Origin of the sequence: Bradyrhizobium sp. WBOS08 (assembly GCF_024585125.1) — a bacterium.
Classification (GTDB): domain Bacteria; phylum Pseudomonadota; class Alphaproteobacteria; order Rhizobiales; family Xanthobacteraceae; genus Bradyrhizobium; species Bradyrhizobium japonicum_B.
In genome coordinates this window covers 1,640,696-1,663,862 of the sequence record NZ_CP028988.1, presented here as the reverse complement: position 1 = coordinate 1,663,862, position 23,167 = coordinate 1,640,696, and the positions used below count along the sequence as shown (strand labels likewise).

The window sequence follows — 23,167 nt, the reverse complement described above, 5'->3', positions numbered from 1 at the left end:
TCGTTTACTCCGCCGCCGGCTTGCGCACGGAGGGATGCAGGCCGGAGGGATCGACGATCATGCCGAACTCCTGAAGATTGTGGGCATGGCAGAGCTGATGCAGCGCGAAGGCCTGGTCGATCGCGGCGGGCTGGCCCATCACGTCGACCGAGCGGTTGACGGCTTCCTTGGTCATCTTCAGCGCGAAGGACGGCTTGGCCGCGATCCGGCGCGCCAGCTCCAGCACGCGCGATGAGAGCTCCGCGCGCGGCACGACCCGGTTGACCATGCCGAGCTGGTGCGCCTCCTGCGCGCTCCAATTGTCGGCGGTGAACAGGAATTCCTTGGCCTTGCGCGGGCCCAGCTCCCAGGGATGCACGAACCATTCGACGCCGCAGACGCCCATGGTGACGACGGGGTCGCAGAATTGCGCGTCGTCGCTGGCGACGATGAGATCGCAGGCCCAGGCCAGCATCAGCCCGCCGGCGATGCACTTGCCATGCACCTCGGCGATGGTGGGTTTCGCCAGATTGCGCCAGCGCCGGGTGATCTGGAGATAGATTTCCTGCTCGCGCGCGAAGCGGCCATGGGCGTTCGGCTCGGCGAAACCGCCCCACTTTCCGATCGGCGGGAAATCGACGCCGGCCGCATTCTTGCCGCCGGGACGCAGATCGTGGCCGGAGGAGAAATGCGGGCCGCTGCCGGCGAGAATGATCACCTTGACCGCATCGTCCTGCACCGCCGCGTCGAAGGCGGCGTTGAGGTCGTAGGTCATCTGCAGGTTCTGCGCGTTGCGCGCCTCGGGCCTGTTCATCACGACCCGGGTGATATCAGGCTCGGGCCGCTCCACGAGGATGGTCTCGAACGAGGTCATCGCGTTCCCTCTGACGATTTTCGTCTTGTTGCGGGGAGTTGACTATGTCGGCCCGTGCGAGGCAAGAGGCTTGCGTCAGTCGGCTGGGGCGCGCTGATCCATGCCGTCATTCCGGGGCGCGAAGCGAAATCTCGAGATTCTCGGGTGCGCAAGGGCGCACCCTAGCTCGATGCTGGGCATCGCTCCGGAATGACGTTGGGATGCTGGCGTCTTGCAGGTCTCATCTGGTAGTTTGCGCCAGATTCCACCGGGAGAAATTTAATGCGCAAGATCCTGACCGTGCTGGCGGCGCTGGCCTCGCTAAGCCTCACCAATTGCGGCTACAACGCGATCCAGAGCGAGGACGAGCAGATCAAGGCCGCCTGGTCCGAGGTCGTGAACCAGTATCAGCGCCGTGCCGACCTCGTGCCCAATCTTGTCAACTCGGTGAAGGGCTTTGCGCAGCAGGAGAAGGACGTGCTGCTCGGCGTCACCAACGCACGCGCCAAGGTCGGCAGCATCCAGGCGACGCCCGAGGTGCTGAACGATCCCGCCGCCTTCCAGAAGTTCCAGGCGGCCCAGGGCGAGCTCTCCAGCGCGCTGTCGCGGCTGCTGGTCGTGACCGAAAACTATCCGCAGCTGAAGTCCGACGCCCTGTTCAAGGACTTGATGTCGCAGCTGGAGGGGACCGAGAACCGCATCACGGTAGCGCGCAACCGCTACATCAAGTCGGTGCAGGATTACAACGTCACCATCCGCTCCTTCCCGAGCAACCTCACCGCGATGGTGTTCGGCTACAAGGAAAAGCCGAACTTCTCGGTCGAGAACGAGAAGGCGATCTCGACCGCGCCGAAGGTGGATTTCAATCCGGCACCTGCGCCGTCGAAGTAAGCGCGTTCGACTCAGATGCGAGCCCAACCCACCACTGTCATTCCCCGCGAAAGCGGGGAATCCAGTACGCCGCGGCTCCTCCGCAGTTCGCTGGCGTCTCTGGAATACTGGATCGCCCGGTCAAGCCGGGCGATGACAGCGAAAGTGTGGTCGGCGCTTGTGGTGTTCGCACTGCTGCTCACCTTCGCGATCCCAGCCTCCGCCGACGTCGCCGTTCCGGAGCTCACCGGCCGCGTGGTCGATCAGACCGACACGCTCTCCAGCGGCGACATTGCCGCGCTGTCGCAAAAGCTGCAGGACTTCGAGAGCCGCAAGGGCAGCCAGATCGCCGTCCTGATCGTGCCGACCACGCAGCCGGAGACGATCGAGCAGTTCTCGATCCGGGTGGCGGAGGCCTGGAAGATCGGCCGCAAGAAGGTCGACGATGGCGCGATCCTCGTCGTCGCCAAGAGCGACCGGCACTTGCGCATCGAGGTCGGTTACGGCCTCGAAGGCGCTCTGACCGACGTCACGTCGCGGCGGATCATCGATGAGGTCATCACGCCGAAGTTCAGGGCAGGCGATTTCTCCGCCGGCATCTCCGATGGCGTCGATCGCATGATGCGGGTGATCGAAGGAGAGCCCTTGCCGGTTCCGTCTCCGACCGTGAACTTCGGCAGTCTCGACGATCTCGCACCGCTCGCTATCGTCACGCTGTTCGTCTCGGTGGGCATCGGCGGCGCCTTCCGCGCCATGCTGGGACGGCTGCTTGGATCGCTGGCGACCGGCGGCATCATCGCGATGCTGACCTGGTTCATTCTCGGGTCGTTCGCATTGGCCCTCGCGCTGGGCGTCCTCGGCTTCATCATCGGTTTCATCGCCGACCTGTTCTCGGCGATCACGCCGGGCACCGGCCGCTCGCGCGGCGGCTCCTGGTCGAGCGGCTCGTCGGGAGGCGGCTGGAGCAGCGGATCGTCGAGCAGCGGCGGCTTCAGCGGCGGTGGCGGCAGTTTCGGCGGCGGCGGCGCCTCGGGGAGCTGGTAGCGGTCATGAGCATCAAGCGCATTGCCAGACATCTCGTGCAGCATCATTGGCGGGCAAGGCAGATCTTTCCGCCAGACGTCCTCGCCCGCATCGAGCAGGCGGTCAGGCGCGGCGAAGCCACCCATTCCGGCCAGGTCCGCTTCGTGGTCGAAGGCGCGCTCGACGGCGCGCCGCTGTTCCGCAACCAGCCGGCCCGAGCGCGCGCGCTCGACGTGTTCTCGCTCCTGCGCATTTGGGACACCGCGCACAACAACGGCGTCCTGATCTATCTCCTGCTCGCCGATCGCGACGTCGAGATCATCGCCGATCGCGGCATCGACGCGAAGGTGGGCGCCGCGGGCTGGGAGAGCATCTGCCACACCATGGAGGCGGCGTTCGCCTCCGGCCGGTTCGAGCGCGGCGTCATCGGCGGCATCGAGGCGGTGTCGCGCGAATTGGCGCGGCATTTTCCGCCGCAGGCCTCACCCGCCAACGAGCTGCCGGATGCGCCGGTCGTGATGTGACGGACTGTGATGTGAGGCGCGGGCGCGCGATCTCTCGCCGGTGTGTAGCCTCATTCCGCGGCCGTTCATCTTGCCCCAGTTACAAATTGTTTCACGCCCGCCACACCGGTTCCATCTTCCCGGCCTAATTCGGCCCCGGATAACTTCCTAAAATTTAGGTAAGCGGGTCCGAAGGTAAGGATTTCGCAAGCAATGAAAGTTACCAAAAGGTCAATGCAGAGCGGAGTATTCGAACTGTGAGCGAACCAATGGCTGAGCAGGCTGCCCAGGACAAGAGCGTCGTCGAAGCCGCGGCGACCGCGCCGCAGGCTGTCGAAGCTGCCGGGATCGACGCCCCCTCGATCGCGCCCGACCACGAGGCGCCGCCGAAGCCCGACCCGGTGAAGGTCGAGCCACCGAAGATCGAGGTGCCGAAGATCGAAGCCAGGGTCGAGCCCAAAGCCGATAGCAATCCGGAGCCGAAGCCCGGCAAGCTGATCGTCATGGCGCCCTCGGAGCGCAGCTGGGACCGCGAGGATTTTGCTCCGCATGTGAAGGCGGACGCGCCGCGCGAGGCCGGCAGCAAGCGGCGCCTGTCGGCGATGGCCGCGGTGGTGGCGATCGCAGCCGGTGTCGGCGCGATCAGCGGCGCGCTCGCAACCGCCGGCATGATGCATTTCGCAAACCCCGCCCAGGCGCCGGTGCAGGTCACCGATACCAGCGCGCTCGATGCTTCGGTCGCGCGAATCGATGCCGATCTCGTCGCGCTCAAGGCCAATGTCGAGCACAGCTCGAAGACGGGTCTCAGCCAGTTCAATCGCGCCAATGACCGCCTCGACAAGCTCGAGAAGGCGCAGGCCGAGCCGCTCGCCAGGATCGCAAAGCTGTCGGAAGCGGTCGACAAGCTGCGCGTCGCGCCGCCGGCCGCACCGGCGCAGGCTGCCGCAGCTCCGGCGCCCGCGAGGGAGATCACCGGCTCGGTCGCGCCGACCCAGGTTGCGACCGCGGCCGCAGCGGCTCCGGTGGCTGCCGCCCCCAAGCCCGAGGTCGGCCGTCTGCCGACGGTCGAAGGCTGGCGGCTGCGCAACGCCGGCAACGGCGGTGCGCTGATCGAGGGCCGCGACGGCCTCTACGAGGTCTATCCCGGCGACCCCATCCCCGGCGTCGGCCGCGTCGATGCGATCCGCCGCCAGGACGGCCGCTGGGTGGTCGTCACCAGCAAGGGGCTGATCGTCGCACGCTGAGCGTCCGATATTCGACTTCGAAGAGGCGCTTCACCAGCATGTGAGGCGCCTTTTTGCTTGAATAGGCGTCCCGGCGCGGTGTTACCTAAGGCATGAGCCGCGCGCTGCGAATTCTCGTTGCTGCCGCCGTGTTTCTTGGCGGCGCCGCCTCGTCGTCGGCCGCGGAAACCGCGCAGCTGACGCGCGGCACGGCAATCACCGATCCCGACCTGTTGCGCAAGCTCGACGACGGCGACGCCCTCACGATCGCGCGCCTGCTGGCGCCGGAACGCAAGGCGGACGGTCCGTTGTCGACCGACCGGCTGTTCGCGGCGCTGCCGCAGCTCAAAGACATTCCTCCCGCGATCGACGCGGAGCTCGAGCGTTACATCGCCAGGCAGAAGGCGGCTTGGCCGACCGAGACCATCGGCACCGGCGAAGCTTTCGACGTGCAGCTGTTCGATCGGGCCAATCTGACATCGCCCGACACGCGCTTCGTGCTGGCCGGCATCGTCAATCGTATGGACCGCGCCTATGTCGCCGAAGAATCCTGCGGCGAGATCCGGCTGATCTACCGGCTGGCGCGGTTCGACGCTGGCAAGCCCGCGACGCGCCTGCCGATGACGTTTAATCTGGTGCTGAAGGCGCGGGATGCGCGCCGGATGGAGCGGAACGGCAAGCCGATCAGCTGCGCCGAGATCGCGCGGCGCTGGCTCGACAACGGCAATTGGCAGGAGCTGATCGGTGGCCGGGACGATGCCATGCTCGACCGCATCGAGACAAACATCCAGGTCTCTGTCGCGCCGAAATCGGCGCTACACGATTTCCGCTCCGACTATCTGCTCAAGGTGTTCAAGTACGACGCCGCGACGAAGACGTTCGCGGAAGCGGTGCTTGAGAACCAGATCGATCGCGACCGCATCCTCGCCGACGGTGCGCTCCGGCTGGATTTCAAGCACTGGCTGCTCGCACCCGGGAATCTGCGCGAATTCGATCGCGGCACGGTGGTGATCCCGGAAAGATTCCTGGCCAAGGCTGCATTGGTGCCGACGCCCGCCGGCCTCGACGCTTCCGCGCTGCAGCCCGAGTTCGGCATGGTGCAAGGAGAGGAGAAGGGCGAGGGCGCTGCCGACCCGGTCTTCACCGATGACGACGTGGTCGGTGCGCTCAAGCAGGCCGCCGCGCGCGGAGACATCAAGAACATCCGCTCGGTCGCGGGCTTTCAGCGTCGTCTCAATGACGTCACCTGCTCAGGATGCCACCAGACCCGCGGCATCGGCGGCTTCCATTTTCCTGGCGTCGACTGGCTCGCTGACAAGCGGTCCAACGCGGCCATCGTGCCGGCTTCGCCGCATTTCGTCGGCGATCAGCTGCGTCGCCGCGACATCCTGACCGCCTTCGCCGCGGGTAAACGTCCTGATTTTTCACGCGGATTCGCCAGCCGGCCGCAGACCCGCGGCAGCCGCGAACTCGCCGGAAGCGAGTATCAGGACGGCTGGGGCGCGCATTGTTCCCTTGAGGATGCGGGATCGGGAACGCCAGATAAGAGTTTTACGTCATGGAACTGTGCTAACGGTCTCAGCTGTCAGGCCGCTGCGGCCTCGCGCCGCATCGGCATGTGCTTCATCAAGACGCGTTAGCCAACAAGCGATTTGGATGATCTATGACGGATACGGGCAACGCCAACAAGGCGCGCAATCGCCAGATCGCGCAGAACGAAGAAGCCAAGCAGGTCGCCGGCAGCGCCCGCGTCAGCGTCTGGGCGATCGCGATGGCCGTCGTCGTCGGCGGCATCCTGTTCACGCTCGGCTGGCTGTCGCTGCGGTAGGACTTCTGTCGACTGAGTCTCGGAACGAGCCGCGAGATTCGCCTCGCCCCGCTTGCGGGGAGAGGCGCGACGCGCGAAGCGCGGCGGGTGAGGGGGACTCTCCGCGAGTCTCGCCGTCACCGTCCCCGTGGAGACTCCCCCTCACCCCAACCCTCTCCCCGCAAGCGGGGAGAGGGTTAAGAAAGAGCCCCTCACTTCGCGTAATTCGTCATCCGCTTGCCCGGCAGTAGCTCATAGGCCGGCTTCCAGCCGGGCAGGGCGGCCATGCGGCCGAGCCAGGCGTGGATGGCGGGATGGCTCGCCGCAAAGTCGAAGCCGTGCTCGTCGCTGGGATAATGCAGATAGGCCATCATCGAGATGTCGGCGACCGTCGGCCTTGCGCCGATCGCGAAGGCGTTGTGCTGGAGGTGGCCGTCCAGGATGCCGAGGAAATCCTCGAGCCGGCGGCGAAAATGCTTCAGCACCTGAGGATCGTTCTTCTCGGTGAAGGCGCGCATGAAACGATAGGTCGCCATGTAGCCGGTGAGCTTGTGGTTGTCCCAGAACAGCCAGCGCAGCAGCTCGAAGTTTTCGTCCTCGGTCTCGGCGCCGAAGCGGCCATATCGCTCGGCGAGCTTGAGCAGGAGCGGCGCGGTCTGCGTCATCTTCACGCCGTCGATCTCGAGCACGGGAATCTCGCCCATCTCGTTCACCGCTTGGCGCCATTCCGCCGTGCGCGTGACGCCGCCGGCAAAATCGGTCCAGACCGGCTCGAACCTCTCGCCGCACAGCGTCAGCATCAACGCCAGCTTGTAGCTGTTGCCTGACTCGGGGAAATAGTGGAGGCGGTAGCGGGGCATTGAACGCTCCTTGCCTTCGGGGGCCTGGACAACGATATTACATATGATCCGTACAACAGAACATTTGTTCTGTCATCGGTCAAGAGCTGGATGCTGGGCCGGATGAGCAGGAATTCAAAAACAGAGGCGGGCGAGCGCGAGCGCCCCCTGATGCAGGCAACGCTGCGCATCATCGGGCGACATGGGCTCGACGGCGTGACCCACCGCGCGGTTGCGGCCGAGGCCGGGGTTTCGCTCGGTGCGGTCACGCATCATTTCGGAACCCGTGATGCGCTGATCGAAGCGGCCCTGCAGTTTGCCCTGGCGCGCGAAGTCGGCAGGCTGCGTGCGTTGGCACTTAGTCTTCAGGGCAAGGCGTTCGAGGTGGAGGCCTGGATCGACGCATTGGTCGATTTCTACGTCAGCGAGCTCAGCAAAGAAGCCGAGACGCATATCGCCTGCTATGAGGCCTTCCTGGCCGCCGCGAGGCAGGAGCGCTATCGGCCCGTGGTCGCCGAGTGGTTTGACACGTGGCGGCAGAGTGCGGAGCTTGCGCTGAAAGCTGCGAAGTCACCAAACCCACGCCGCCACGCCGAGGTATTCGTCTCGGCGCTGATCGGCTTGCTCTTTCGCCAACTCGCCACGCCCAGAGCCAGCTTCCGCCGTGAGGCGAAGGCGGAACTGCTGGAGCTGGTGGCCGGCTTGATCGGACGGAAATAACGGCGGCGTGCGGGCCTTACCCCACCGCCCCCGAACCCCGCAGCTGCTTGATCGCCGCCTCGTCGTATCCCGCCCCGCGCAAAATCTCGTCACTGTGCTCGCCGACGGCGGGCGGCTTGCGCGGCTGCACCTTCTTGGCGCCGTCGATCCAGATCGGGCTGCTGATGGTGAGCATGGTGTCGTTCTCGAACGGCACCAGCACCTCGTTGTCGAGCATCTGCTTGTCGTTCGGGATGTCGTCGAGAACGGCGACGACGCCGAACACGAGGCCATTGCCGTCGAGGATCTTGCGCCATTCGGCGAGGTCCTTCGTCGCAAAGGTCTCGTCAAAGATCCTGATCAGCTCGACCGAGCGGGCGTGGCGGTCGGCCTTGGTGGCGAAGCGCGGATCGGCGATCAGGTCCTCGCGCCCCAGGCACTTGGCGAGCGTCGGAAATTGCTTCTCCTCGCTCAGCAGGGACAAGATCAGCCAGCGGCCGTCCTTGCACTGGTAGTGGTTGGCAACCGCATTCAGCGCGCGCTCGCGCGGGCGCCGCTCGCCGAACTTGGCGCCGCAGAGTTTTGCCTGCGCCAGCACGCTCGCGGCCCACACCCCGTTCGCCATCAGGTTGGAGGCGACGTGCGAGCCCTTGCCGGTCTTCTCGCGCTGATACAGCGCGGTGACGATGGCGCCGTAGAACGCCATGGCGCAGGGATGGTCGCCCATGCCGGCGACCGAGCGGGCCGGCGTGGTGTCGGTGTCGGCGCGGACCAGGTCCATCAGGCCGGAGCGCGCCCAATAGGCGTTGCTGTCGAAGCCGGGCTTGTTGGCCTCCTCGCCCTTCTCGCCATAGCCGGTGAAAGAGGCGTAGATCAGCCGGTCGTTGAGATGGGCGAGATGATCATAGGTGATGCCGAGCTTGGCGCGCACCGGCGGCGGCATGTTGGTGATGAAGACGTCGGCTTCCGCCACCAGCTTGTACAGCACGTCCTGCGCCTCCGGCTTGGCAAGGTCGAGCGCGATACTCTTCTTGTTGCGGGCCTCCAGCAGCCAGGCGAAATTGTGCTCGCCGGTCGGATAGCCCGGCAGGTTCGGCAGGTTGCGGTAGGGATCCCCGGCGCCGGGCGGCTCGATCTTGATGACGTCGGCGCCGAAATCCGACAGCACGGTCGCGGCCGCGGGCGCTGCGATGAAGCTCGCGCAGTCCAGAACCTTCAGGCCGGCAAAAATGCCCTTATCCATCGCAGCGTCGCTCCCTTGGCTTCGGTCGTTTCCCGCGCGCTGGAATTGGCGCGGGCCGGTGGTGGGAGCCATTAGACCGATGTTTCCGCGGGATGCAACGGCGCCCGGCGCAGGGCCTCACTCCTCGCCCGCAAGCAGCGCCGCATTGCCGCCAGCAGCAGCGGTGTTGATGGTCACCGTCTGCTCGGTGGCGAAGCGCGCGAGGTAATGCGGGCCGCCGGCCTTGGGGCCGGTTCCGGAGAGGCCGTTGCCGCCGAACGGCTGCACGCCGACCACGGCGCCGATCATGTTGCGGTTGACGTAGATGTTGCCGATCTCAGCGCGATCGATGATGGCTTCGACGGTGTCATCGATGCGGGAGTGGATGCCGAGGGTGAGCCCGTAGCCGGTGCGCGCGATCGCCTGCAGCACGCGCCCGAGGTGTTCCGCACGATAGCGCACGACATGCAGGATCGGGCCGAAGACCTCCTCGGTGAGCTCAGCGGCGTCCTTGAGCTCGAAGATGTGCGGCGCGACAAAGCAGCCCTCCGGTGCGTCGCCTGCAAAGTGGAGCTTCGCCTCGCGCTTCATCCGTGCGACATGCGCATCGAGGCGTTGCTTGGCCTCGAGGTCGATCACCGGGCCGACATGGGTCGCGACATCGGAGGGATCGCCGATCTTCAGTTCGCGCGCGGCGCCCGCGATCATCTCGATCATGCGATCGGCAACGTCCTCCTGCACGAACAGGAGACGCAGCGCCGAGCAGCGCTGGCCGGCGGAGCGGAACGCGGAGGTGACGACGTCATCAGTGACCTGCTCGGGCAACGCAGTGGCATCCGCGATCATCGCGTTGATGCCGCCGGTCTCGGCGATCAGCGGCACGATCGGCCCGTCCTTGGCGGCGAGCGTCCGGTTGATCAGGCGGGCGACCTCGGTCGAGCCGGTGAAGACGACGCCCGCGATGTCGGGATGCGCGGTCAGCATCGCGCCGGTCTTGCCGTCGCCGGTGACGAGATGCAGCGCGCTTCTGAGGATGCCGGCCTCGTGCAGCAGGGCGACGGCTTCGCGCGCGATGCGCGGCGTCTGCTCGGCCGGCTTTGCCACCACGCTGTTGCCGGCCATCAGCGCGCCCGTGACCTGACCCAGGAAGATAGCCAGCGGGAAATTCCACGGCGAGATCGCGACGAAGACGCCGCGGCCGCGCATCGTGAGCGCATTGCTCTCGCCTGTCGGGCCGGGCATCGCGGTATCAGCGCCGAACAGCTTGCGGCCTTGCGCAGCATAATAGCGGCAGAGATCCGCAGCTTCGCGCAGCTCCGAGAGTGCATCGTCGAGCGTTTTGCCGCCCTCGGCTTGCAGCAGCGCGATGAAGTGGGCACTGCGGCTCTCCAGCAGATGCGCCGCCTGTTCCAATGCCGCCGCGCGCGTGGCCGCCGGCGTCCGGCTCCAGGCGGCAAAGCCCCCGCGCGCCGCAGCGACTGCCGCATCGGTCTGATCCGGCGTGGCATCGGCGATGGGCTTGAGGTCCACCGCCTCGGCCTTCACGCCGGCCAGCAATTGATCGAGCGCGAGGCGCGCGCCGAATTCGACGCCGCGCGAATTGCGCCGCTCCGGCGCGAACAGGTCGGCCGGCAACGGAATCTTGGAATGAGCCGCCGCCTGCGGCCGGACAATGGCATCCGCCGGACGTTGCAGCAGTGCCGTCACCGGCATGCGATAATCGGCAGCCTGCGCCACGAAGGAGGAGTTGGCGCCGTTCTCCAGGAGGCGCCGCACCAGATAGGCCAGCAGGTCGCGATGGCTGCCCACCGGCGCATAGGTGCGGTAGGCGATGTCGGGCTGGTCCTTGGCGAGCTGCTCGTACAGCGCCTCGCCCATGCCGTGCAGGCGCTGGAATTCGAAGCCGCCGCCGCCTGCGGCGAGCTCCAGCACGGTCGCGACCGTCAGCGCGTTGTGGGTGGCGAATTGCGGGAAGATGCGCGGCCGCAGGGCCAGCAGCTTCGTCGCGCAGGCAACGTAGTTCAGGTCCGTCATTGCCTTGCGTGTGAACACGGGATAGCCGTCCAGCCCGCGCTCCTGCGCGCGCTTGATCTCGGTGTCCCAATAGGCGCCCTTGACCAGGCGCACCATCAGCCTGCGGTCATGCGCACGCGCGAGCGCGTCGACATGGTCGATCACGGCGGCGGCACGCTTCTGATAGGCCTGGATCGCGAGGCCAAATCCGTCCCAGCCTTTAAGCGAGGCATCGGCGAGCGTTGCCGCGATCACGTCGAGCGACAGTTCCAGCCGGTCGGCCTCTTCGGCATCGACGGTGAAATTGAGGTCATGGGCCTTGGCGCGCTGCGCCAGATCGAGCAGCAGCGGTACCAGCTCGGCCATCACCCGCGCGCGGCTGATCGCCTCGAAGCGCGGATGCAGCGCCGAGAGCTTGACCGAAATGCCGGGCCGGTCGGGCAGGGAATGAGTGCCTGCGGCCTTGCCGATGGTTTCGATCGCGCTGGCGTAGGCATCGAAATAGCGCGTCGCGTCGGCCGCCGTGCGCGCGCCTTCGCCGAGCATGTCGAAGGAATAGCGCGACTTCTGGCCGGAGCGCGGCTGCGCCCGCTCCAGCGCCTGCTCGATGGTCTCGCCGAGCACGAAATGATTGCCCATCAGCCGCATCGCCTGCCGCGTCGCGGTGCGCACCGCCGGCGCTCCCAGCCGCTTGACGAGGCGGCCGATGGTGCCGTCGGGCGTTTCGCCGGGCTGGATCACCCGCGCGGACAGCCCGAGCGCCCAGGCCGAGGCGTTGACCAGGAAGGCCGTGGACTTGGTCTCGTGGTGGATGAAGTCACCTTCGCCGAGCTTGTCCTCAATGAACTGGTCGGCGGTGCGCGCATCGGGCACGCGCAGCAGTGCCTCGGCCAGCACCATCAGCGCGAGGCCCTCCTTGGTCGAGAGCGCGAACTCCCGCAGCATGTCCTCGACCCCGCCAAGATTACCTGCGAGCCGGTCGTCGCGCTTGCGGATCGCCTCGATCAGCCGGGTCGCGGTCCGGTCGATCCGTGCCTCCTGCGGCGGCGAGAGATGCGACGCCGGCAACAGCTGCGCGGCAAGCTCGGCATCGTCGGGCGCGTAGGGGGCGGCAAAGGGAGGCGGGATGTTCGGCATGGCGTGTCCTGTGGCTGGGTTCAGGATAAAGCCCGCGTGACCGTAGTTCGATAGACAATCTAGCTCATTTGCCTTAGAAAGCGAAGATCGATGGGCATATGACCTCAGCTAATATGGAACTGGATCGCATCGACCGGAGAATCCTCTCGATTTTGCAGGAGGATGGGCGGATCGCCAATGTCGACCTCGCCGAGCGCATCGGGCTGTCGCCGACCTCGATCGGCGAGCGGCTGAAGCGGCTGCAGCGCGAGGGCTTCGTCGAGGGCTACGGCGCGCGGCTCAACCCGCATCGGCTCGGCCTCGGCCTTCTGGTGTTCGTCGAGGTGCTGCTCGACAAGACCACGCCCGACAATTTCGAGCGGTTCGCGCGCGCGGTGAAACTCGCGCCCGAGGTGCTGGAGTGTCACATGGTTGCGGGCGGCTTCGACTATCTTGTGAAGGCGCGGCTTGCGGACATGTCCGCCTATCGACGCTTTCTCGGCGAGACCCTGCTGTCGATGCCGGGCGTGCGCGAGACGCGGACCTATGCGGTGATGGAAGAGATCAAGCGCGACGCACCGTTGCCGGTGGGCTGACGAAATGTCGTCGCGATTGTCATTGCTGCGGCGTCGAACAAGCGGTCTTCGCAGGAAAAATAGCTATCCTCGTGCAATCGCAACGCCTGTCGTCGAATGCACTGGCCGTCTTCTGAAATTTTCTTGGCCCGCTCCCGGAAGGTGATCCGGGAGGCAGCAAAGGCTGGCGGGCTTATACTTTGAGGTTCTCTGCGGAAGTCTTGCCCCGGTTTGCGATCTCTTCGTATTCCACCGTCTGTCCCTCGTTCAGGGTCGACAGACCGGCCTTCTGCACTGCCGAGATATGCACGAACACATCCTTGCCTCCCGACGCAGGCTGGATAAATCCATAACCCTTCGTCGGGTTGAACCACTTGACCGTACCTTTAGCCATCACGACTTCTCCGCGGGTCTTCCTCCGAAATCTCCGAGCCGCCAGTCCCCGCCAACCGGCCGGTTCGGTCCTAACAGGATACGCGGAATGTGGCGGGCTTGGTAGCTCAAACCACATCGGCATTTCGCCGAATTCCGCTCAACTTCGCGGCGCTTTTGCCGGTTTTGCCCGTTTCGCGGTCAAATGCCCGGAGCGCTGCGCCGTCAGTCAATACGTCGCGGCCAGGTAATCGACGATCTTGCCGACATCGGCATCATCGATCGGCGCGCCATAGACCTTGATCATCTTGGTCACCTCGGCCTGCCAGAAGCCCTTCTTGTCCTTCATCGGCGGCTGCGTCTTGATGTAGTCGGCCGAGTGGCAGGCGCTGCAATTGCCCTTGACGAGTTCGAGATCGGGGCCCGGCTTGAACGCTGCGAGCTCATCAGGGGTCTTGTAATTGATCGGCGCTGCGAGTGCCGACCCCAAAGCCGCGGCAAGGCCAAGTGAGACGGCGAGGAGAACGGTGCGCTGCATGATCATTCTCCCTCAGGCCACGGTGACGCGCGTGGTTTCGACAACGTTGCGCAAGTAACCCGCCGGGTTCCAGCGCGGCGTATCCGGCTGCGTCTCGCCGCCATTGCCGGTGGCACGCACCTTGAGCTCAACGCTGCCCGCAGCCAGCTTCACCGGCAGCTTCCATTCGCGGAAGGCGTATTTGCCGAGATCCTTGCCGAGCTTGGCGTTCAGCCAGCTCTTGCCGCCATCGGTGGAGACCTGGACTTGCTTGATGCCCCTGCCTCCGTCGAAGGCGATGCCGCGCAGGGTGGTTGCGCCGGCCTTCAGCCTGGCGCCGTTGGGCACGCTGGTGATGAAGGAGCGAATGGTGAAGCGGTTGATTGGGATCGTCGCCTTCGGCGTAGTGCCGGGCTCGATCGAATTATCAGGCGTATCGGGAATACGATAGGCCGACTTCATCCAGAAGCCGCCATAGACATCGTCGATGACCGTGATCTCGTTGAGATGCTTGACCCAGTAGGTGCCGTAATATCCGGGCACGATCAGGCGCAGCGGAAAGCCGTTGAGGAACGGCAAGTCTTCGCCGTTCATGCCATAGGCCAGCATCACCTCGCCGTCGCTGGCGTGGTCGATGTCGAGCGCCTTGACGAAGTCGGGCGTCTTGTCGCTGACCGGCCCGTCCATGCCATTGAATGTGACCTGCTTGGCGCCGCTCTGCACGCCGGCCATCTCCAGCACCGCCCTCAGCGGCACACCGCGCCAGCGCGCGCAGCCCATGGCGCCGTTGGCGAGCTGGCCGCCGGCGACGCGCGGCTCGAAGAAGCCGCGGCTGTTGCCGGAGCATTGCGCGACGGCGACGATCTCCGTCGCCTTCATCTTCCTGATGTCCTTCAGCGACAGTTTCAGCGGCTTGTCGACCTTGCCCTTGACCTCCAGCATGAACTTGTCGGGGTCGAGATTGTAGGGCAGGTCGGAGAGGTGATAGCGCACGAAGAACGCGTTGTTCGCAGTGATCGGGCCGTCGTTGAAGATCGCAAACGGCGTCTCGAGCTGCGGCGGCCGGCTGGTGAGGCCGATCATCGGCCGCTTCTGGGGGTATTTCACCAGCGGCCGTTCGCCATTGGCGAACGGGAGTGTGACGGTGTCGAGGGCCGATGCTCTGGTGGAACTCAGTGTGGCCGCAAGCGCGGCAAAGCCCGCTCCTTTGAGCAGGTCACGTCGATCGAACATTCTGGTCTCCTCCCGGAGCTCTTCTTCTTCCCGCGGTCATCACCGCCGGACCTGCGCTCATCTGTCGCAACGAACGAGACGAAGTCAATTCGTGCTTTCGCAGCAGGCCCATGCCGTTGCGTTGCAACAGGCGGTGTTGCGGCTGGAGCGAGAATGAGCCGAGCTGTAGCCGCGACGGTGGTGCACCTCTCCCGCAAGGCAAGCGGGAGAGGGAGCGCACCGCTCGTGCGGCTTGCGCCTTACGCCGCGACGCGCGCGCTGCGATCGACCAGCGCCGCCAGCTCCCTTGCGTCCGCCACCACCCGCACGGCAAGCGGCTCGTCGCGGCCGCGGATCGCGACCTCCTGGTGCGGCAAGGCATCGTCGGGGAGGCCCGCGCTGCGGCTGATCTCGTCCGAGACGATGGCCTCGCAGGCCAGCGTCTTAGTCATGTCCTGGAGGCGGGCGGCGACGTTGACGGCATCGCCCAGCGCCGTGAAGACGATGTGATCGCGATAGCCGATGTCGCCGATGATGACCTCGCCGCCGTGAACGCCGATGCCGAAGCGGATCGGCTGGCGCAGATCATGGCTCAGGAGCCGGTTCAGCTCGTCGAGTTGGGTGGCGATGCCGCTTGCCGCCTTCAGCGCCTGCCGGCAGGCTTGTTGCGGATCGGCCGTGAGCCCGAACAGCGCCAGCATGCCGTCGCCGACGAACTGGTTGGGCTGGCCGCCATTCTCGATCACGGCCTGCGACACCGCGCCGAGGAAGCGGTTGACGATGAAGACGGTGTCGAACGGCAGCCGCTTCTCGGCGAGCTGCGTCGAGCCGCGCATGTCCACGAACAGGCTGACGAGATAGCGCTCCTGGCCGATGCTCGCCGGCGCCGAGGCGTGCGCGGTCGCCGTCGTCGCTTGCGGGGTGAAGAGCTGGAAGAAGGAGAGGTCCGACGTCGGCCGCAACTGGCAGGCCAGCCGGATCGAGGGATCGTTGGTGCCGACGCGGGTCAGCACGAAGGCTTCGCGCTGCGACGGCTCGGGCAGGGCGGCATGATCGCCGATGATCCGGATGCGGCAGGTCGAGCAGCGGGCGCGGCCGCCGCAGACGCTGGCATGCGGCAGATTGTGGCGCAGGCTCGCCTCCAGCACCGAGAGGCCCTTGGGAACCCGCACCGTCTTGCCGTTGCCGTAGGACAGCGCGATCACGCCGCCGCGCCGCTCCCGCCAGGCGCGCACGCCGCGCGCCGCCAGCGCCAGGCCCACCAGCCCGAAATAGGCGATGGTGAAGCCGCCGGTGATGCGATCGAGCGTCGCGGCCTCGGCCGTGGTGCCGACCTGGCGCCGGGTCAGATTGTTCGCCCGCCATTCGCCGTCTTCGGCTTCGAGCACGACGCTGCGGCCGCCCTGGTAGATGCCGAGCAGCGACAGCGTCGGGATCAGCACGGCGGCGGCGAGCAGATAGGGCGCGGCGCGCGCGAAGAACGGCTTGAGGCGCAGCCAGAAATAGATGCCGATGCAGCCATGGACCCAGGCGATCATGAGCAGGATCGTCATCTGCCAGAGCCGGCCCGGCGCGGCGACGAAGAAAAGATAGAGCTCCTGCGGGTAGAGCTTCTCGTGATCGTACAGCGTGTAGCCGAGCCGCACCCCGACCACGTGGCCCATGACCAGAGCGGGGATGCTCAAGCCCAGCGCGAGCTGCAGCGGCTCGGCCGTCCGCCAGCGGAACTGGCGGCGCTGATACAGCGCGTAGATGCCGAGCCCCATATGCGTCAGCGCGGCGGTATAGAACACGAGCGCGACGGGCAGGAACTGCCAGAACAGGATGTGGTAGGTGACCCCGGCCTCCATGGCCTCGACCGAGATATTGCCGAGCGCATGGTTGAGGAAATGGCTGATCACATAACAAAACAGGATCACCCCGCAGACGAGCCGCACCTGTCGCACGCTGGTCGCGCGGACGAGTTCGGACATCTGTGCAGCAGCGGTGACCATGATTCGGTTGTATCAGCTCGGAAAGCAGAACGGCCAGCCTAGCGGCTAATTCCCGATGTGGACAGGTCGTGGGATCACATGCGCGCCACACCCACCGCCGTCGTCCCGGACAAGCGCGCCCTTAAGGCGCGCGCCGATCCGGGACCCATAGCCCGAGGGAGTTGTTTGGCGAAGACTCGTAGTTGCCAGCTCGCCACACTCCTCCCTGTGGTTATGGATCCCGGGTCGCGCTTCGCTTGCCCGGGACGACACCCAGGGGCCCCCGCATTGACTCCCCCTCCCGGGTTGGCGAAAAGCGCGGCCGTGACGATCGCTGCCGATATCCCTGTGAAGCCAGACGGCGCCGACCGCCGTCTCATCCTTGTGGCCGTGCTCGTCATCGCCGCGATGACGCTGCTGCGCATCGTCTATGCCTCCGCGATCGAGCTGCGCACCGACGAGGCCTATTACTGGACCTGGTCGAAGGAAAGCGCGCTCAGCTTCCTCGACCATCCTCCGGGCATCGCCTGGCTGATCCGGCTCGGCACTGCGATCTTCGGCGACACGCCGCTCGGTGTCCGCTTCGGCGGCATCGTCGCGATGCTGCTGACGCAACTGTTGCTCGCCGACATCGTCCGCCGCCTCACGCATGATGTGCGCGCGATCGTGTTCGCGGTGCTGATGCCGGAGGCCGCGCTCTATTACGGCCTGCTGATGGCCAAGGTCGCGCCCGACGTCGCCGTGATCCCGTTTGCGGTGGCGATGATGTGGTCGCTGGTGCGGCTGTCGCAGAGCGGCGACGGACGCTGGTGGCTGGCGGCCGGCCTGTTCGCCGGCCTCTCGATGCTGTCGAAGTTCACCGCGATCATGTTCGCGCCGGCGGTCGCCGCCTTTCTGCTGGTGCCGGATTGGCGCTGGCGCTGGTTGCGCAGCCCCTATCCTTATCTCGCCGTGCTGGTTGCCACCCTCGTGTTCTCGCCGGTGCTGATCTGGAACGCGCAGCACGATTGGGCCTCGTTCCGCTTCCAGGGCGTGCGCGCCACCGCCAGTTACGGCATCTCGCTGCGGACGCTCGGCGATTACATCGGCCTGCAATTCGGCCTGGTCGGCTTCGTCATGCTGCCGGTGGTGCTGACCGGGTTGGTGCTGACGGCGTGGCGCGGCTATCGCACGCGCGAGCCGGTCGCGATCCTATTGTCGACCGCGGTGCTGGTGCCGTTCCTGTATTTCCTCGCGAAATCGACCACGTTGCGTGTCGGCGATACCTGGCCGATGTTCATGTGGCCGGTCGGCTTCGCCGCTGCCGCCGTGAACCTCGTGGCGATGATGAAGGAGGATTGGTCGGCGCGCATGCTGAGATCGTCGCTGTTCTGGGCGAGGACCGCCATCGTCTCCGGCATCGCCTTCGTTGTCATCGTGTTCCTCTATTACGTCGCCGCGCCGTGGAATCTGCTCGGCAGGATCGACCCCATCGGCGCCGAGGCCGGCTATGAGCAGGTCGCCGCACGCGCGCAGGCCGCGCTGGACGAGACCGGCGCGACCTGGATCGCCACGACGGATTACCGCACCTACGCCATGATGCGCTGGCTGTTCAGGGGGCGCGTGCCCGTCATCGAGATCAACGAGCGCGGCCGCTTCCAGGATTTCGCCGATCCCGGCATGGACCGGATCAAGGGCCACGCCGGCATCTATGTAGGCCGCGAGCCGGACAACCGTTCACCGCTATGGCAGAGCATTCCGGCGAAACGTGAACAGCTCGGTCAGGTCGAGCGGCGCTGGCGCGGCCTCGTGATGGACACCTATGCGATCGAAAAGCTCTCCGGCTGGACCCCGGAGCTGTCGCCGCCGAAGGACTCGCCGCTGTTTCAGTGGAAGGTGCTGGCTGGGGAGTTTGAAGAGCGTTCGCTCGGATAGAGCGGCAGACTGCTCTTTCCCTTCTCCCCTTGTGGGAGAAGGTGGCGCGAAGCGCCGGATGAGGGGTATCTGTCCACACGGCAAAAAGCTGCGTACGCGGAGAGATACCCCTCACCCGTCTCGCCGCTTTGCGGCGAGCCACCCTCTCCCACAAGGGGAGAGGGGACAGCGAGCGCGTGGCGAGAGGCTACTCCTCCCCATCCTTCTTCCGCAGCAGATCGCTCGCCAGATCCGACAGCTTCGGCGGCGGCAGTGCGGCGAACGGCAGCGGGCGCGTGACGTCGATCGCGGCGAGGCCGAGCCGCGCCGTCAGCAAGCCGTTCAGCACGCCTTCGCCGAGCCGCTGCGACAGCTTCGCCGCAATGCCGTGGCCGAGCACTTGCTGCACCAGGCTGTCGCTCGCGGCCATGCCGCCGGTGATGGCGAGATGGGCGATGACGTGGCGCAGCAGGCGGATCATGCCGAGCGCGCCGGGGCGCCCGCCATAGAGAAAAGCGAGCTGGCGGATCAGGCGCAGCGCGGCGACGAACACGAACAGCACGTCGATCGCCGCGCGCGGGCTCACCGCGGTCACGATCGACACCTTCTGCGCGGCCGACGACACCAGCCGCCGCGCCTCCGCATCGAGCGGCGACATCAACTCGCGCTCGGCGAGCCGGATCATGTCGGCGCCGTCGATGATCTCGCCGGCATGGCTCTCCAGCGTGGCGCGGGCCCGCGCGAGCTGCGGGTTCTGGTGCGCGATCTTGAGCAGATCCTGCACGATGACGCGGCTCTCCTTGCGGTCGTCGCTGGCAAGGACGGCGGCTGCCCGCTCGTGCAGTTTCTCGATCGTCGCAAGACGCGCGAGGCCGAACGCCTCGCGTCCGGTCACCACGGCCAGCGCCAGCGCGGTGACGGAGGCGAAAGCGAGGCCGACGAAGCCGAGCGTTTCGCTGCGTGCGAACAGATCCTCGATCAGATGGACCACGCCAAGCCCGGTGCCGAGCAGCGTCAGCCCGGCAAGCCCCGACCAGAACAGCGTGCCCCAGGGAAAGCCGCGCCGCGCCGGCCGCGCCGCCGCGATCGGCACCGGCAGCGCCTGCGGATCGTGCTCCGGCGTGATCTGGATGGTGGCGCGGCCGAGCCGTGCCGTCTCGTCGGCTTCGGTGACGACGACGCCGGGATCGTCGAGCCGGAACGTCGCCGGCCGCCGTGGCTTCGATCGGTCGTTCATGCGAGCTTGTCTCCGATCAGGAACTGCAGGGCGCGGTCGAGGCGGATGTGTGGCAGCGTCGGCGGCTCGGTGCCGTCGCGCTCGAGGGTTGGCGGACGGAAGCGCAGGAAGCGGAAATCGCTTCTCTCGGCAGCTTCGGTCGCAAGGCCGCGGAACGCATCCGTGCCGTTGAACAGCGGCTCGGGATCCAGCGGCAGGTCGCCCGGAAAGGTCGCCACTTCCGTGTTGCCGTCGAAGAACTCGCCGCCGGCGCTTTCGCCTGCGGCCGGCGTGCCCAGGATCGACGGCAATTTGTCGCGGCCGCGCGCAACCTGCGCTTCCCGCGTGGCGCGCACGGCGGCCAGCGCCACCACGTCGATGGAAGCGCCGGTGCTTTCCGCGCGCGCAACCGCGCCCGAGACGGCGCGGCGCAGCACGGCCTCGAGCCGGTCGTGGCTGGAATGATGCAGATGGTCCGCCTTGGTCGCCGCGAACAGGATGCGGTCGATGCGCGGCCGGAACAGGCTGGAGAGCAGGGTGCTGCGGCCGATGTTGAAGCAATCGAGAATGCCGGCGAGCGCGGCTTCGAGATCGTGCAGCGCCTCGGGACCGGAGTTGAACGCGGCGAGCGCGTCGGCCAGCACGATCTGGCGATCGAGCCGGGCGAAATGATCGCGGAAGAACGGCCGCACCACGACGTCCTTGTAGGCCTCATAGCGGCGCACCATCATCGCCCACAGCGATCCCTCCGGCGCTGCCCCGCCGACGGGCACGTCGAGCGGAGCGAAGGTCAGCGCCGGGGAGCCTGCGAGATTGCCGGGCATCAGGAAGCGGCCGGGCGGCAGCAGGCTCATCGCGAAGCGCTCGTCGCGGCAGGCGCGCAAATAGTCGGTGAAGAGCTTTGCAGCGGCGAGCGTCGCCTGCTCGTCCTCGCGCCCCTCGGGCTTGAGCGTTGCGAGATGGGCGTGCCATTCGCCGGCGAGATGCGCGCGCGGCGCCTCGCGCGACAAGGCGAGGCTCTCCGCCGACCATTGCTCGAAGCTCTTTTGCAGCAGCGGCAGGTCGAGCAGCCATTCGCCGGGATAGTCGACGATGTCGAGAGTCAGCGTGCGGTCGGCGCCGTTCGGGCGCTGATACTCGATGACGAGCCGGAGCTCGCTGATGTCGACGGTCGAGTTCGGCCAGCGCCGCTCCTCGACCAGCGCGTGCAGATGGCTCTCATAGGCAAAGCGCGGCACGGCATCGTCGGGCTGCGGCGCCAGATGCGCTCGCGCGATCCGGCCCGAGGCATAGGCGTCGAACACCGGAATCCGTCCGCCGCGCGTCAGCCCATGGACCAGGGCAGTGATGAACACCGTTTTACCGGCCCGCGACAGGCCGGTAACACCAAGCCGCACCGTCGGATTGAAGAAGTGCTCGCCATAGTCGATCAGCGCCTGCGCGGACAGCCGCGCTTCTTCGACCATATCCTGGAAACTGAATGCCATCTGAACGTTAGAGGATCCGGGGCGGGAGGAATGTGCGGCCGTTCACAAAAGTGGCAATTGCGTGAGGAAAATCAAGCTCCATACTTCCACCGCCTTTATCGGAGAATCAGCCGTTTGAACGACACGCCGATCCCGAGATACCCATAGCAGAGGGCATGACCTCTTTTTGCGGATTGCCATGACCGTCTTCCAACTGAAACAGCTTGCATCCAGCTCTGTCCACGCCGCGGCCGACGCAATCGGCTGGCATTACGACCGCGCCGAGCTCATCGCCGATGGCATCGTCCACGCGATCGGAGTGCTCGCCGGCATCGTCGCGGCCACCGTGCTGGTGGTGCTGACGGCGATCTATGCCGATGCGACCGACGTCGTCGGCGTCTCGATCTACATCGCCGGCCTGCTCTCGATGCTGGTGTTGTCGGCGACCTATAACCTCTGGCCGGTGTCGCCGGCCAAATGGCTGCTGCGCCGGTTCGACCATTCCGCGATCTACCTCCTGATCGCAGCGACCTACACGCCGTTCATCCTGGAGGTGAAGGACAGCGGCTTCGCGCTGGTGCTGCTCGCCGGCGTCTGGTGCGTGGCCATATCAGGCATCGTGCTGAAGCTTTGCTGCCCCGGACGCTTCGACCGCGTCTCGGTCGGCATTTATCTTGCGATGGGCTGGAGCGGGGTGATGCTCTACGACGCCGTGGTCCGGGCGCTGCCGGCGCTGGCGCTGGGCTTCATCCTGGCCGGCGGACTGCTCTACAGTTTTGGCGTGATCTTCCACGCCTGGCGGCGGCTGCGCTTCCAGAATGCGATCTGGCACGGCTTTGTCTTGGCCGGCGCGGCATGCCATTATACCGCGGTGCTCGACCTCGTGTTGAGCTGAGCAAGCTCCGCGCCGCGGAATAAGTGCGCGCGGCGTCAAGCGGTATGAGACAAGAGGAGACGTCGCATGCAGGTGACCGGCAAGGTCGTGGTCGTCACGGGCGGCGCTAACGGCATCGGCAAGGCGCTGTGCGAGGCGTTTCACAATGCGGGCGCGGCCAAGGTCGTGGTCGCGGACATGGACGCAGCCAATGCCAGGGCGGTCGCCGCCATGGTGGATGGCGCGGCCTTCAAATGCGACGTCGCGCAGGAGAAGGACATCGCCCACGTCATCGAGGAGACCGAGCGCCAGTTCGGTCCCATCGATTTGTTCTGCTCCAATGCCGGCATCGGCGGCGGCTTCGATCCGATGTCGGAGAATGCCGGCGGCGCCTCGGACGAGCCGTGGCAGCGCAGCTGGGCGATCCACGTCATGGCGCATGTCTATGCGGCGCGGCACCTCGTCCCGCGCATGAGGGCGCGCGGCGGCGGCTATTTCCTCAACACCATCTCGGCCGCGGGTCTGCTGTCGCAGGTCGGCAGCCCCGCTTATTCGACGACCAAGCACGCCGCGGTCGGCTTTGCCGAGAATCTCGCGATCTCGCACAAGGCCCACAACATCAAGGTCTCGATCCTTTGCCCGCAGGGCGTCGACACCAACATGCTGCGCTCGATCCCCAAGGGTCCGCAATCCGGCGACGGCGACCTGACGCCGGAGCAAGTGGCGAAAGACGTGCTCGCCGGCCTCGAGCAGGAAACCTTCCTGATTCTGCCGCACCCCCAGGTGCTCGGCTACATGCGCAAGAAGACCGAGAATTACGACCGCTGGATCGGCGGCATGGCCAAGATCCAGGCGAAGATGCGGGAAGATTTCGGGAAGTAGGGCGGAGGCTGTCGCCCCGATTGATGCTGTCATGCCCCGC

General features: G+C 66.2%; 21 protein-coding genes. 11 read left to right on the top strand and 10 right to left on the bottom strand.

Going from position 1 to position 23,167, the window contains the following annotated elements:
- Positions 1 to 4: 4 nt before the first annotated feature.
- Complete coding sequence (locus DCM80_RS08070; protein ID WP_257196490.1) at positions 5 to 853, bottom strand: enoyl-CoA hydratase; 849 nt, start codon at positions 851 to 853, stop codon at positions 5 to 7.
- Positions 854 to 1,114: 261 nt separating this feature from the next.
- Here DCM80_RS08070 and DCM80_RS08065 point away from each other — a divergent pair, with 261 nt between their 5' ends.
- The 6 genes from DCM80_RS08065 (at position 1,115) to DCM80_RS08040 (ending at position 6,279) form a co-directional block, all read left to right on the top strand.
- Positions 1,115 to 1,723 carry a LemA family protein gene (locus DCM80_RS08065; RefSeq protein WP_257196489.1) on the top strand — a complete coding sequence of 203 codons (609 nt, stop codon included), beginning with the start codon at positions 1,115 to 1,117 and terminating at the stop codon, positions 1,721 to 1,723.
- 132 nt (positions 1,724 to 1,855) lie between these two features.
- The gene (locus DCM80_RS08060) at positions 1,856 to 2,746 is read left to right on the top strand and encodes a YgcG family protein (protein WP_257196488.1); all 891 of its coding nucleotides are present in this window, start codon (positions 1,856 to 1,858) and stop codon (positions 2,744 to 2,746) included.
- Positions 2,747 to 2,751: 5 nt separating this feature from the next.
- On the top strand, positions 2,752 to 3,249 hold the full coding sequence (locus tag DCM80_RS08055; RefSeq protein WP_257196487.1) for a TPM domain-containing protein: 498 nt from the start codon (positions 2,752 to 2,754) through the stop codon (positions 3,247 to 3,249).
- Between the two features lie 248 nt (positions 3,250 to 3,497).
- Positions 3,498 to 4,472 (top strand): hypothetical protein, encoded by a 975-nt coding sequence (locus DCM80_RS08050; protein ID WP_257196486.1) that lies wholly within the window; start codon positions 3,498 to 3,500, stop codon positions 4,470 to 4,472.
- A 92-nt stretch (positions 4,473 to 4,564) separates the two neighbouring features.
- Complete coding sequence (locus tag DCM80_RS08045) at positions 4,565 to 6,091, top strand: hypothetical protein (protein ID WP_257196485.1); 1,527 nt, start codon at positions 4,565 to 4,567, stop codon at positions 6,089 to 6,091.
- A 23-nt stretch (positions 6,092 to 6,114) separates the two neighbouring features.
- A complete protein-coding gene (locus tag DCM80_RS08040; RefSeq protein WP_196236002.1) occupies positions 6,115 to 6,279 on the top strand; it encodes a hypothetical protein in 165 nt (54 codons plus the stop codon).
- A gap of 191 nt (positions 6,280 to 6,470) precedes the next feature.
- Here the strand turns inward: DCM80_RS08040 and DCM80_RS08035 are convergent, their stop codons facing one another.
- A complete protein-coding gene (locus tag DCM80_RS08035; RefSeq protein ID WP_257196484.1) occupies positions 6,471 to 7,118 on the bottom strand; it encodes a glutathione S-transferase family protein in 648 nt (215 codons plus the stop codon).
- 102 nt (positions 7,119 to 7,220) lie between these two features.
- On the opposite strand from DCM80_RS08035, the gene DCM80_RS08030 reads away from it, so the two are divergent.
- Positions 7,221 to 7,817 (top strand): TetR/AcrR family transcriptional regulator, encoded by a 597-nt coding sequence (locus tag DCM80_RS08030; protein ID WP_257196483.1) that lies wholly within the window; start codon positions 7,221 to 7,223, stop codon positions 7,815 to 7,817.
- Between the two features lie 16 nt (positions 7,818 to 7,833).
- Here DCM80_RS08030 and DCM80_RS08025 read toward each other — a convergent pair whose 3' ends face one another.
- Complete coding sequence (locus DCM80_RS08025) at positions 7,834 to 9,039, bottom strand: CaiB/BaiF CoA-transferase family protein (protein WP_257196482.1); 1,206 nt, start codon at positions 9,037 to 9,039, stop codon at positions 7,834 to 7,836.
- Between the two features lie 117 nt (positions 9,040 to 9,156).
- The gene (gene putA / locus DCM80_RS08020) at positions 9,157 to 12,168 is read right to left on the bottom strand and encodes a bifunctional proline dehydrogenase/L-glutamate gamma-semialdehyde dehydrogenase PutA (RefSeq protein WP_257196480.1); all 3,012 of its coding nucleotides are present in this window, start codon (positions 12,166 to 12,168) and stop codon (positions 9,157 to 9,159) included.
- Positions 12,169 to 12,281: 113 nt separating this feature from the next.
- Between putA and DCM80_RS08015 the strand changes: the two genes are divergently transcribed.
- Positions 12,282 to 12,743, top strand: coding sequence for an Lrp/AsnC ligand binding domain-containing protein (locus tag DCM80_RS08015; protein WP_257197898.1), 462 nt, complete (start codon positions 12,282 to 12,284; stop codon positions 12,741 to 12,743).
- Positions 12,744 to 12,915: 172 nt separating this feature from the next.
- Here DCM80_RS08015 and DCM80_RS08010 read toward each other — a convergent pair whose 3' ends face one another.
- The 4 genes from DCM80_RS08010 to DCM80_RS07995 all read right to left on the bottom strand — a co-directional run bounded on the left by DCM80_RS08010 (position 12,916) and on the right by DCM80_RS07995 (position 16,817).
- On the bottom strand, positions 12,916 to 13,116 hold the full coding sequence (locus DCM80_RS08010) for a cold-shock protein (protein ID WP_008563500.1): 201 nt from the start codon (positions 13,114 to 13,116) through the stop codon (positions 12,916 to 12,918).
- A gap of 207 nt (positions 13,117 to 13,323) precedes the next feature.
- Positions 13,324 to 13,632: a cytochrome c gene (locus tag DCM80_RS08005; RefSeq protein WP_257196479.1), complete on the bottom strand. Its 309-nt coding sequence runs from the start codon at positions 13,630 to 13,632 to the stop codon at positions 13,324 to 13,326.
- A gap of 12 nt (positions 13,633 to 13,644) precedes the next feature.
- Positions 13,645 to 14,844 carry a molybdopterin-dependent oxidoreductase gene (locus tag DCM80_RS08000; RefSeq protein ID WP_257196478.1) on the bottom strand — a complete coding sequence of 400 codons (1,200 nt, stop codon included), beginning with the start codon at positions 14,842 to 14,844 and terminating at the stop codon, positions 13,645 to 13,647.
- A gap of 239 nt (positions 14,845 to 15,083) precedes the next feature.
- Entirely contained in the window at positions 15,084 to 16,817 is a 1,734-nt protein-coding gene (locus DCM80_RS07995) for an adenylate/guanylate cyclase domain-containing protein (RefSeq protein ID WP_373569393.1), read from the bottom strand.
- A gap of 387 nt (positions 16,818 to 17,204) precedes the next feature.
- Here DCM80_RS07995 and DCM80_RS07990 point away from each other — a divergent pair, with 387 nt between their 5' ends.
- Positions 17,205 to 18,710 (top strand): glycosyltransferase family 39 protein, encoded by a 1,506-nt coding sequence (locus DCM80_RS07990; RefSeq protein WP_257197897.1) that lies wholly within the window; start codon positions 17,205 to 17,207, stop codon positions 18,708 to 18,710.
- Between the two features lie 187 nt (positions 18,711 to 18,897).
- On the opposite strand, the gene DCM80_RS07985 is transcribed toward DCM80_RS07990, so the two are convergent.
- Together DCM80_RS07985 and DCM80_RS07980 are read right to left on the bottom strand one after the other, a co-directional pair.
- Complete coding sequence (locus DCM80_RS07985; RefSeq protein WP_257196476.1) at positions 18,898 to 19,926, bottom strand: YcjF family protein; 1,029 nt, start codon at positions 19,924 to 19,926, stop codon at positions 18,898 to 18,900.
- Positions 19,923 to 21,392, bottom strand: coding sequence for a YcjX family protein (locus DCM80_RS07980; RefSeq protein WP_257196475.1), 1,470 nt, complete (start codon positions 21,390 to 21,392; stop codon positions 19,923 to 19,925). Before DCM80_RS07980 ends, DCM80_RS07985 begins: the two co-directional genes overlap by 4 nt.
- Positions 21,393 to 21,570: 178 nt before the next feature.
- Between DCM80_RS07980 and DCM80_RS07975 the strand changes: the two genes are divergently transcribed.
- Both DCM80_RS07975 and DCM80_RS07970 read left to right on the top strand, forming a co-directional pair.
- A complete protein-coding gene (locus DCM80_RS07975; protein ID WP_257196474.1) occupies positions 21,571 to 22,266 on the top strand; it encodes a hemolysin III family protein in 696 nt (231 codons plus the stop codon).
- A gap of 66 nt (positions 22,267 to 22,332) precedes the next feature.
- Positions 22,333 to 23,127 (top strand): SDR family oxidoreductase, encoded by a 795-nt coding sequence (locus tag DCM80_RS07970; RefSeq protein ID WP_257196473.1) that lies wholly within the window; start codon positions 22,333 to 22,335, stop codon positions 23,125 to 23,127.
- Positions 23,128 to 23,167 lie beyond the last annotated feature (40 nt).

Excerpts from the sequence above, each read along its gene's own strand:
- DCM80_RS07975 (WP_257196474.1), top strand. The coding sequence starts at position 21,571 with ATGACCGTCTTCCAACTGAAACAGCTTGCATCCAGCTCTGTCCACGCC.
- DCM80_RS08000 (WP_257196478.1), bottom strand. The coding sequence starts at position 14,844 with ATGTTCGATCGACGTGACCTGCTCAAAGGAGCGGGCTTTGCCGCGCTT.
- DCM80_RS08070 (WP_257196490.1), bottom strand. The coding sequence starts at position 853 with ATGACCTCGTTCGAGACCATCCTCGTGGAGCGGCCCGAGCCTGATATC.
- putA (WP_257196480.1), bottom strand. The coding sequence starts at position 12,168 with ATGCCGAACATCCCGCCTCCCTTTGCCGCCCCCTACGCGCCCGACGAT.
- DCM80_RS07985 (WP_257196476.1), bottom strand. The coding sequence starts at position 19,926 with ATGAACGACCGATCGAAGCCACGGCGGCCGGCGACGTTCCGGCTCGAC.
- DCM80_RS08015 (WP_257197898.1), top strand. The coding sequence starts at position 12,282 with ATGGAACTGGATCGCATCGACCGGAGAATCCTCTCGATTTTGCAGGAG.
- DCM80_RS08005 (WP_257196479.1), bottom strand. The coding sequence starts at position 13,632 with ATGCAGCGCACCGTTCTCCTCGCCGTCTCACTTGGCCTTGCCGCGGCT.
- DCM80_RS08045 (WP_257196485.1), top strand. The coding sequence starts at position 4,565 with ATGAGCCGCGCGCTGCGAATTCTCGTTGCTGCCGCCGTGTTTCTTGGC.
- DCM80_RS07980 (WP_257196475.1), bottom strand. The coding sequence starts at position 21,392 with ATGGCATTCAGTTTCCAGGATATGGTCGAAGAAGCGCGGCTGTCCGCG.
- DCM80_RS08065 (WP_257196489.1), top strand. The coding sequence starts at position 1,115 with ATGCGCAAGATCCTGACCGTGCTGGCGGCGCTGGCCTCGCTAAGCCTC.
- DCM80_RS08040 (WP_196236002.1), top strand. The coding sequence starts at position 6,115 with ATGACGGATACGGGCAACGCCAACAAGGCGCGCAATCGCCAGATCGCG.
- DCM80_RS08030 (WP_257196483.1), top strand. The coding sequence starts at position 7,221 with ATGAGCAGGAATTCAAAAACAGAGGCGGGCGAGCGCGAGCGCCCCCTG.
- DCM80_RS08055 (WP_257196487.1), top strand. The coding sequence starts at position 2,752 with ATGAGCATCAAGCGCATTGCCAGACATCTCGTGCAGCATCATTGGCGG.
- DCM80_RS08060 (WP_257196488.1), top strand. The coding sequence starts at position 1,856 with ATGACAGCGAAAGTGTGGTCGGCGCTTGTGGTGTTCGCACTGCTGCTC.
- DCM80_RS07995 (WP_373569393.1), bottom strand. The coding sequence starts at position 16,817 with ATGGTCACCGCTGCTGCACAGATGTCCGAACTCGTCCGCGCGACCAGC.
- DCM80_RS07990 (WP_257197897.1), top strand. The coding sequence starts at position 17,205 with ATGACGCTGCTGCGCATCGTCTATGCCTCCGCGATCGAGCTGCGCACC.
- DCM80_RS08050 (WP_257196486.1), top strand. The coding sequence starts at position 3,498 with ATGGCTGAGCAGGCTGCCCAGGACAAGAGCGTCGTCGAAGCCGCGGCG.
- DCM80_RS08010 (WP_008563500.1), bottom strand. The coding sequence starts at position 13,116 with ATGGCTAAAGGTACGGTCAAGTGGTTCAACCCGACGAAGGGTTATGGA.
- DCM80_RS07970 (WP_257196473.1), top strand. The coding sequence starts at position 22,333 with ATGCAGGTGACCGGCAAGGTCGTGGTCGTCACGGGCGGCGCTAACGGC.
- DCM80_RS08035 (WP_257196484.1), bottom strand. The coding sequence starts at position 7,118 with ATGCCCCGCTACCGCCTCCACTATTTCCCCGAGTCAGGCAACAGCTAC.
- DCM80_RS08025 (WP_257196482.1), bottom strand. The coding sequence starts at position 9,039 with ATGGATAAGGGCATTTTTGCCGGCCTGAAGGTTCTGGACTGCGCGAGC.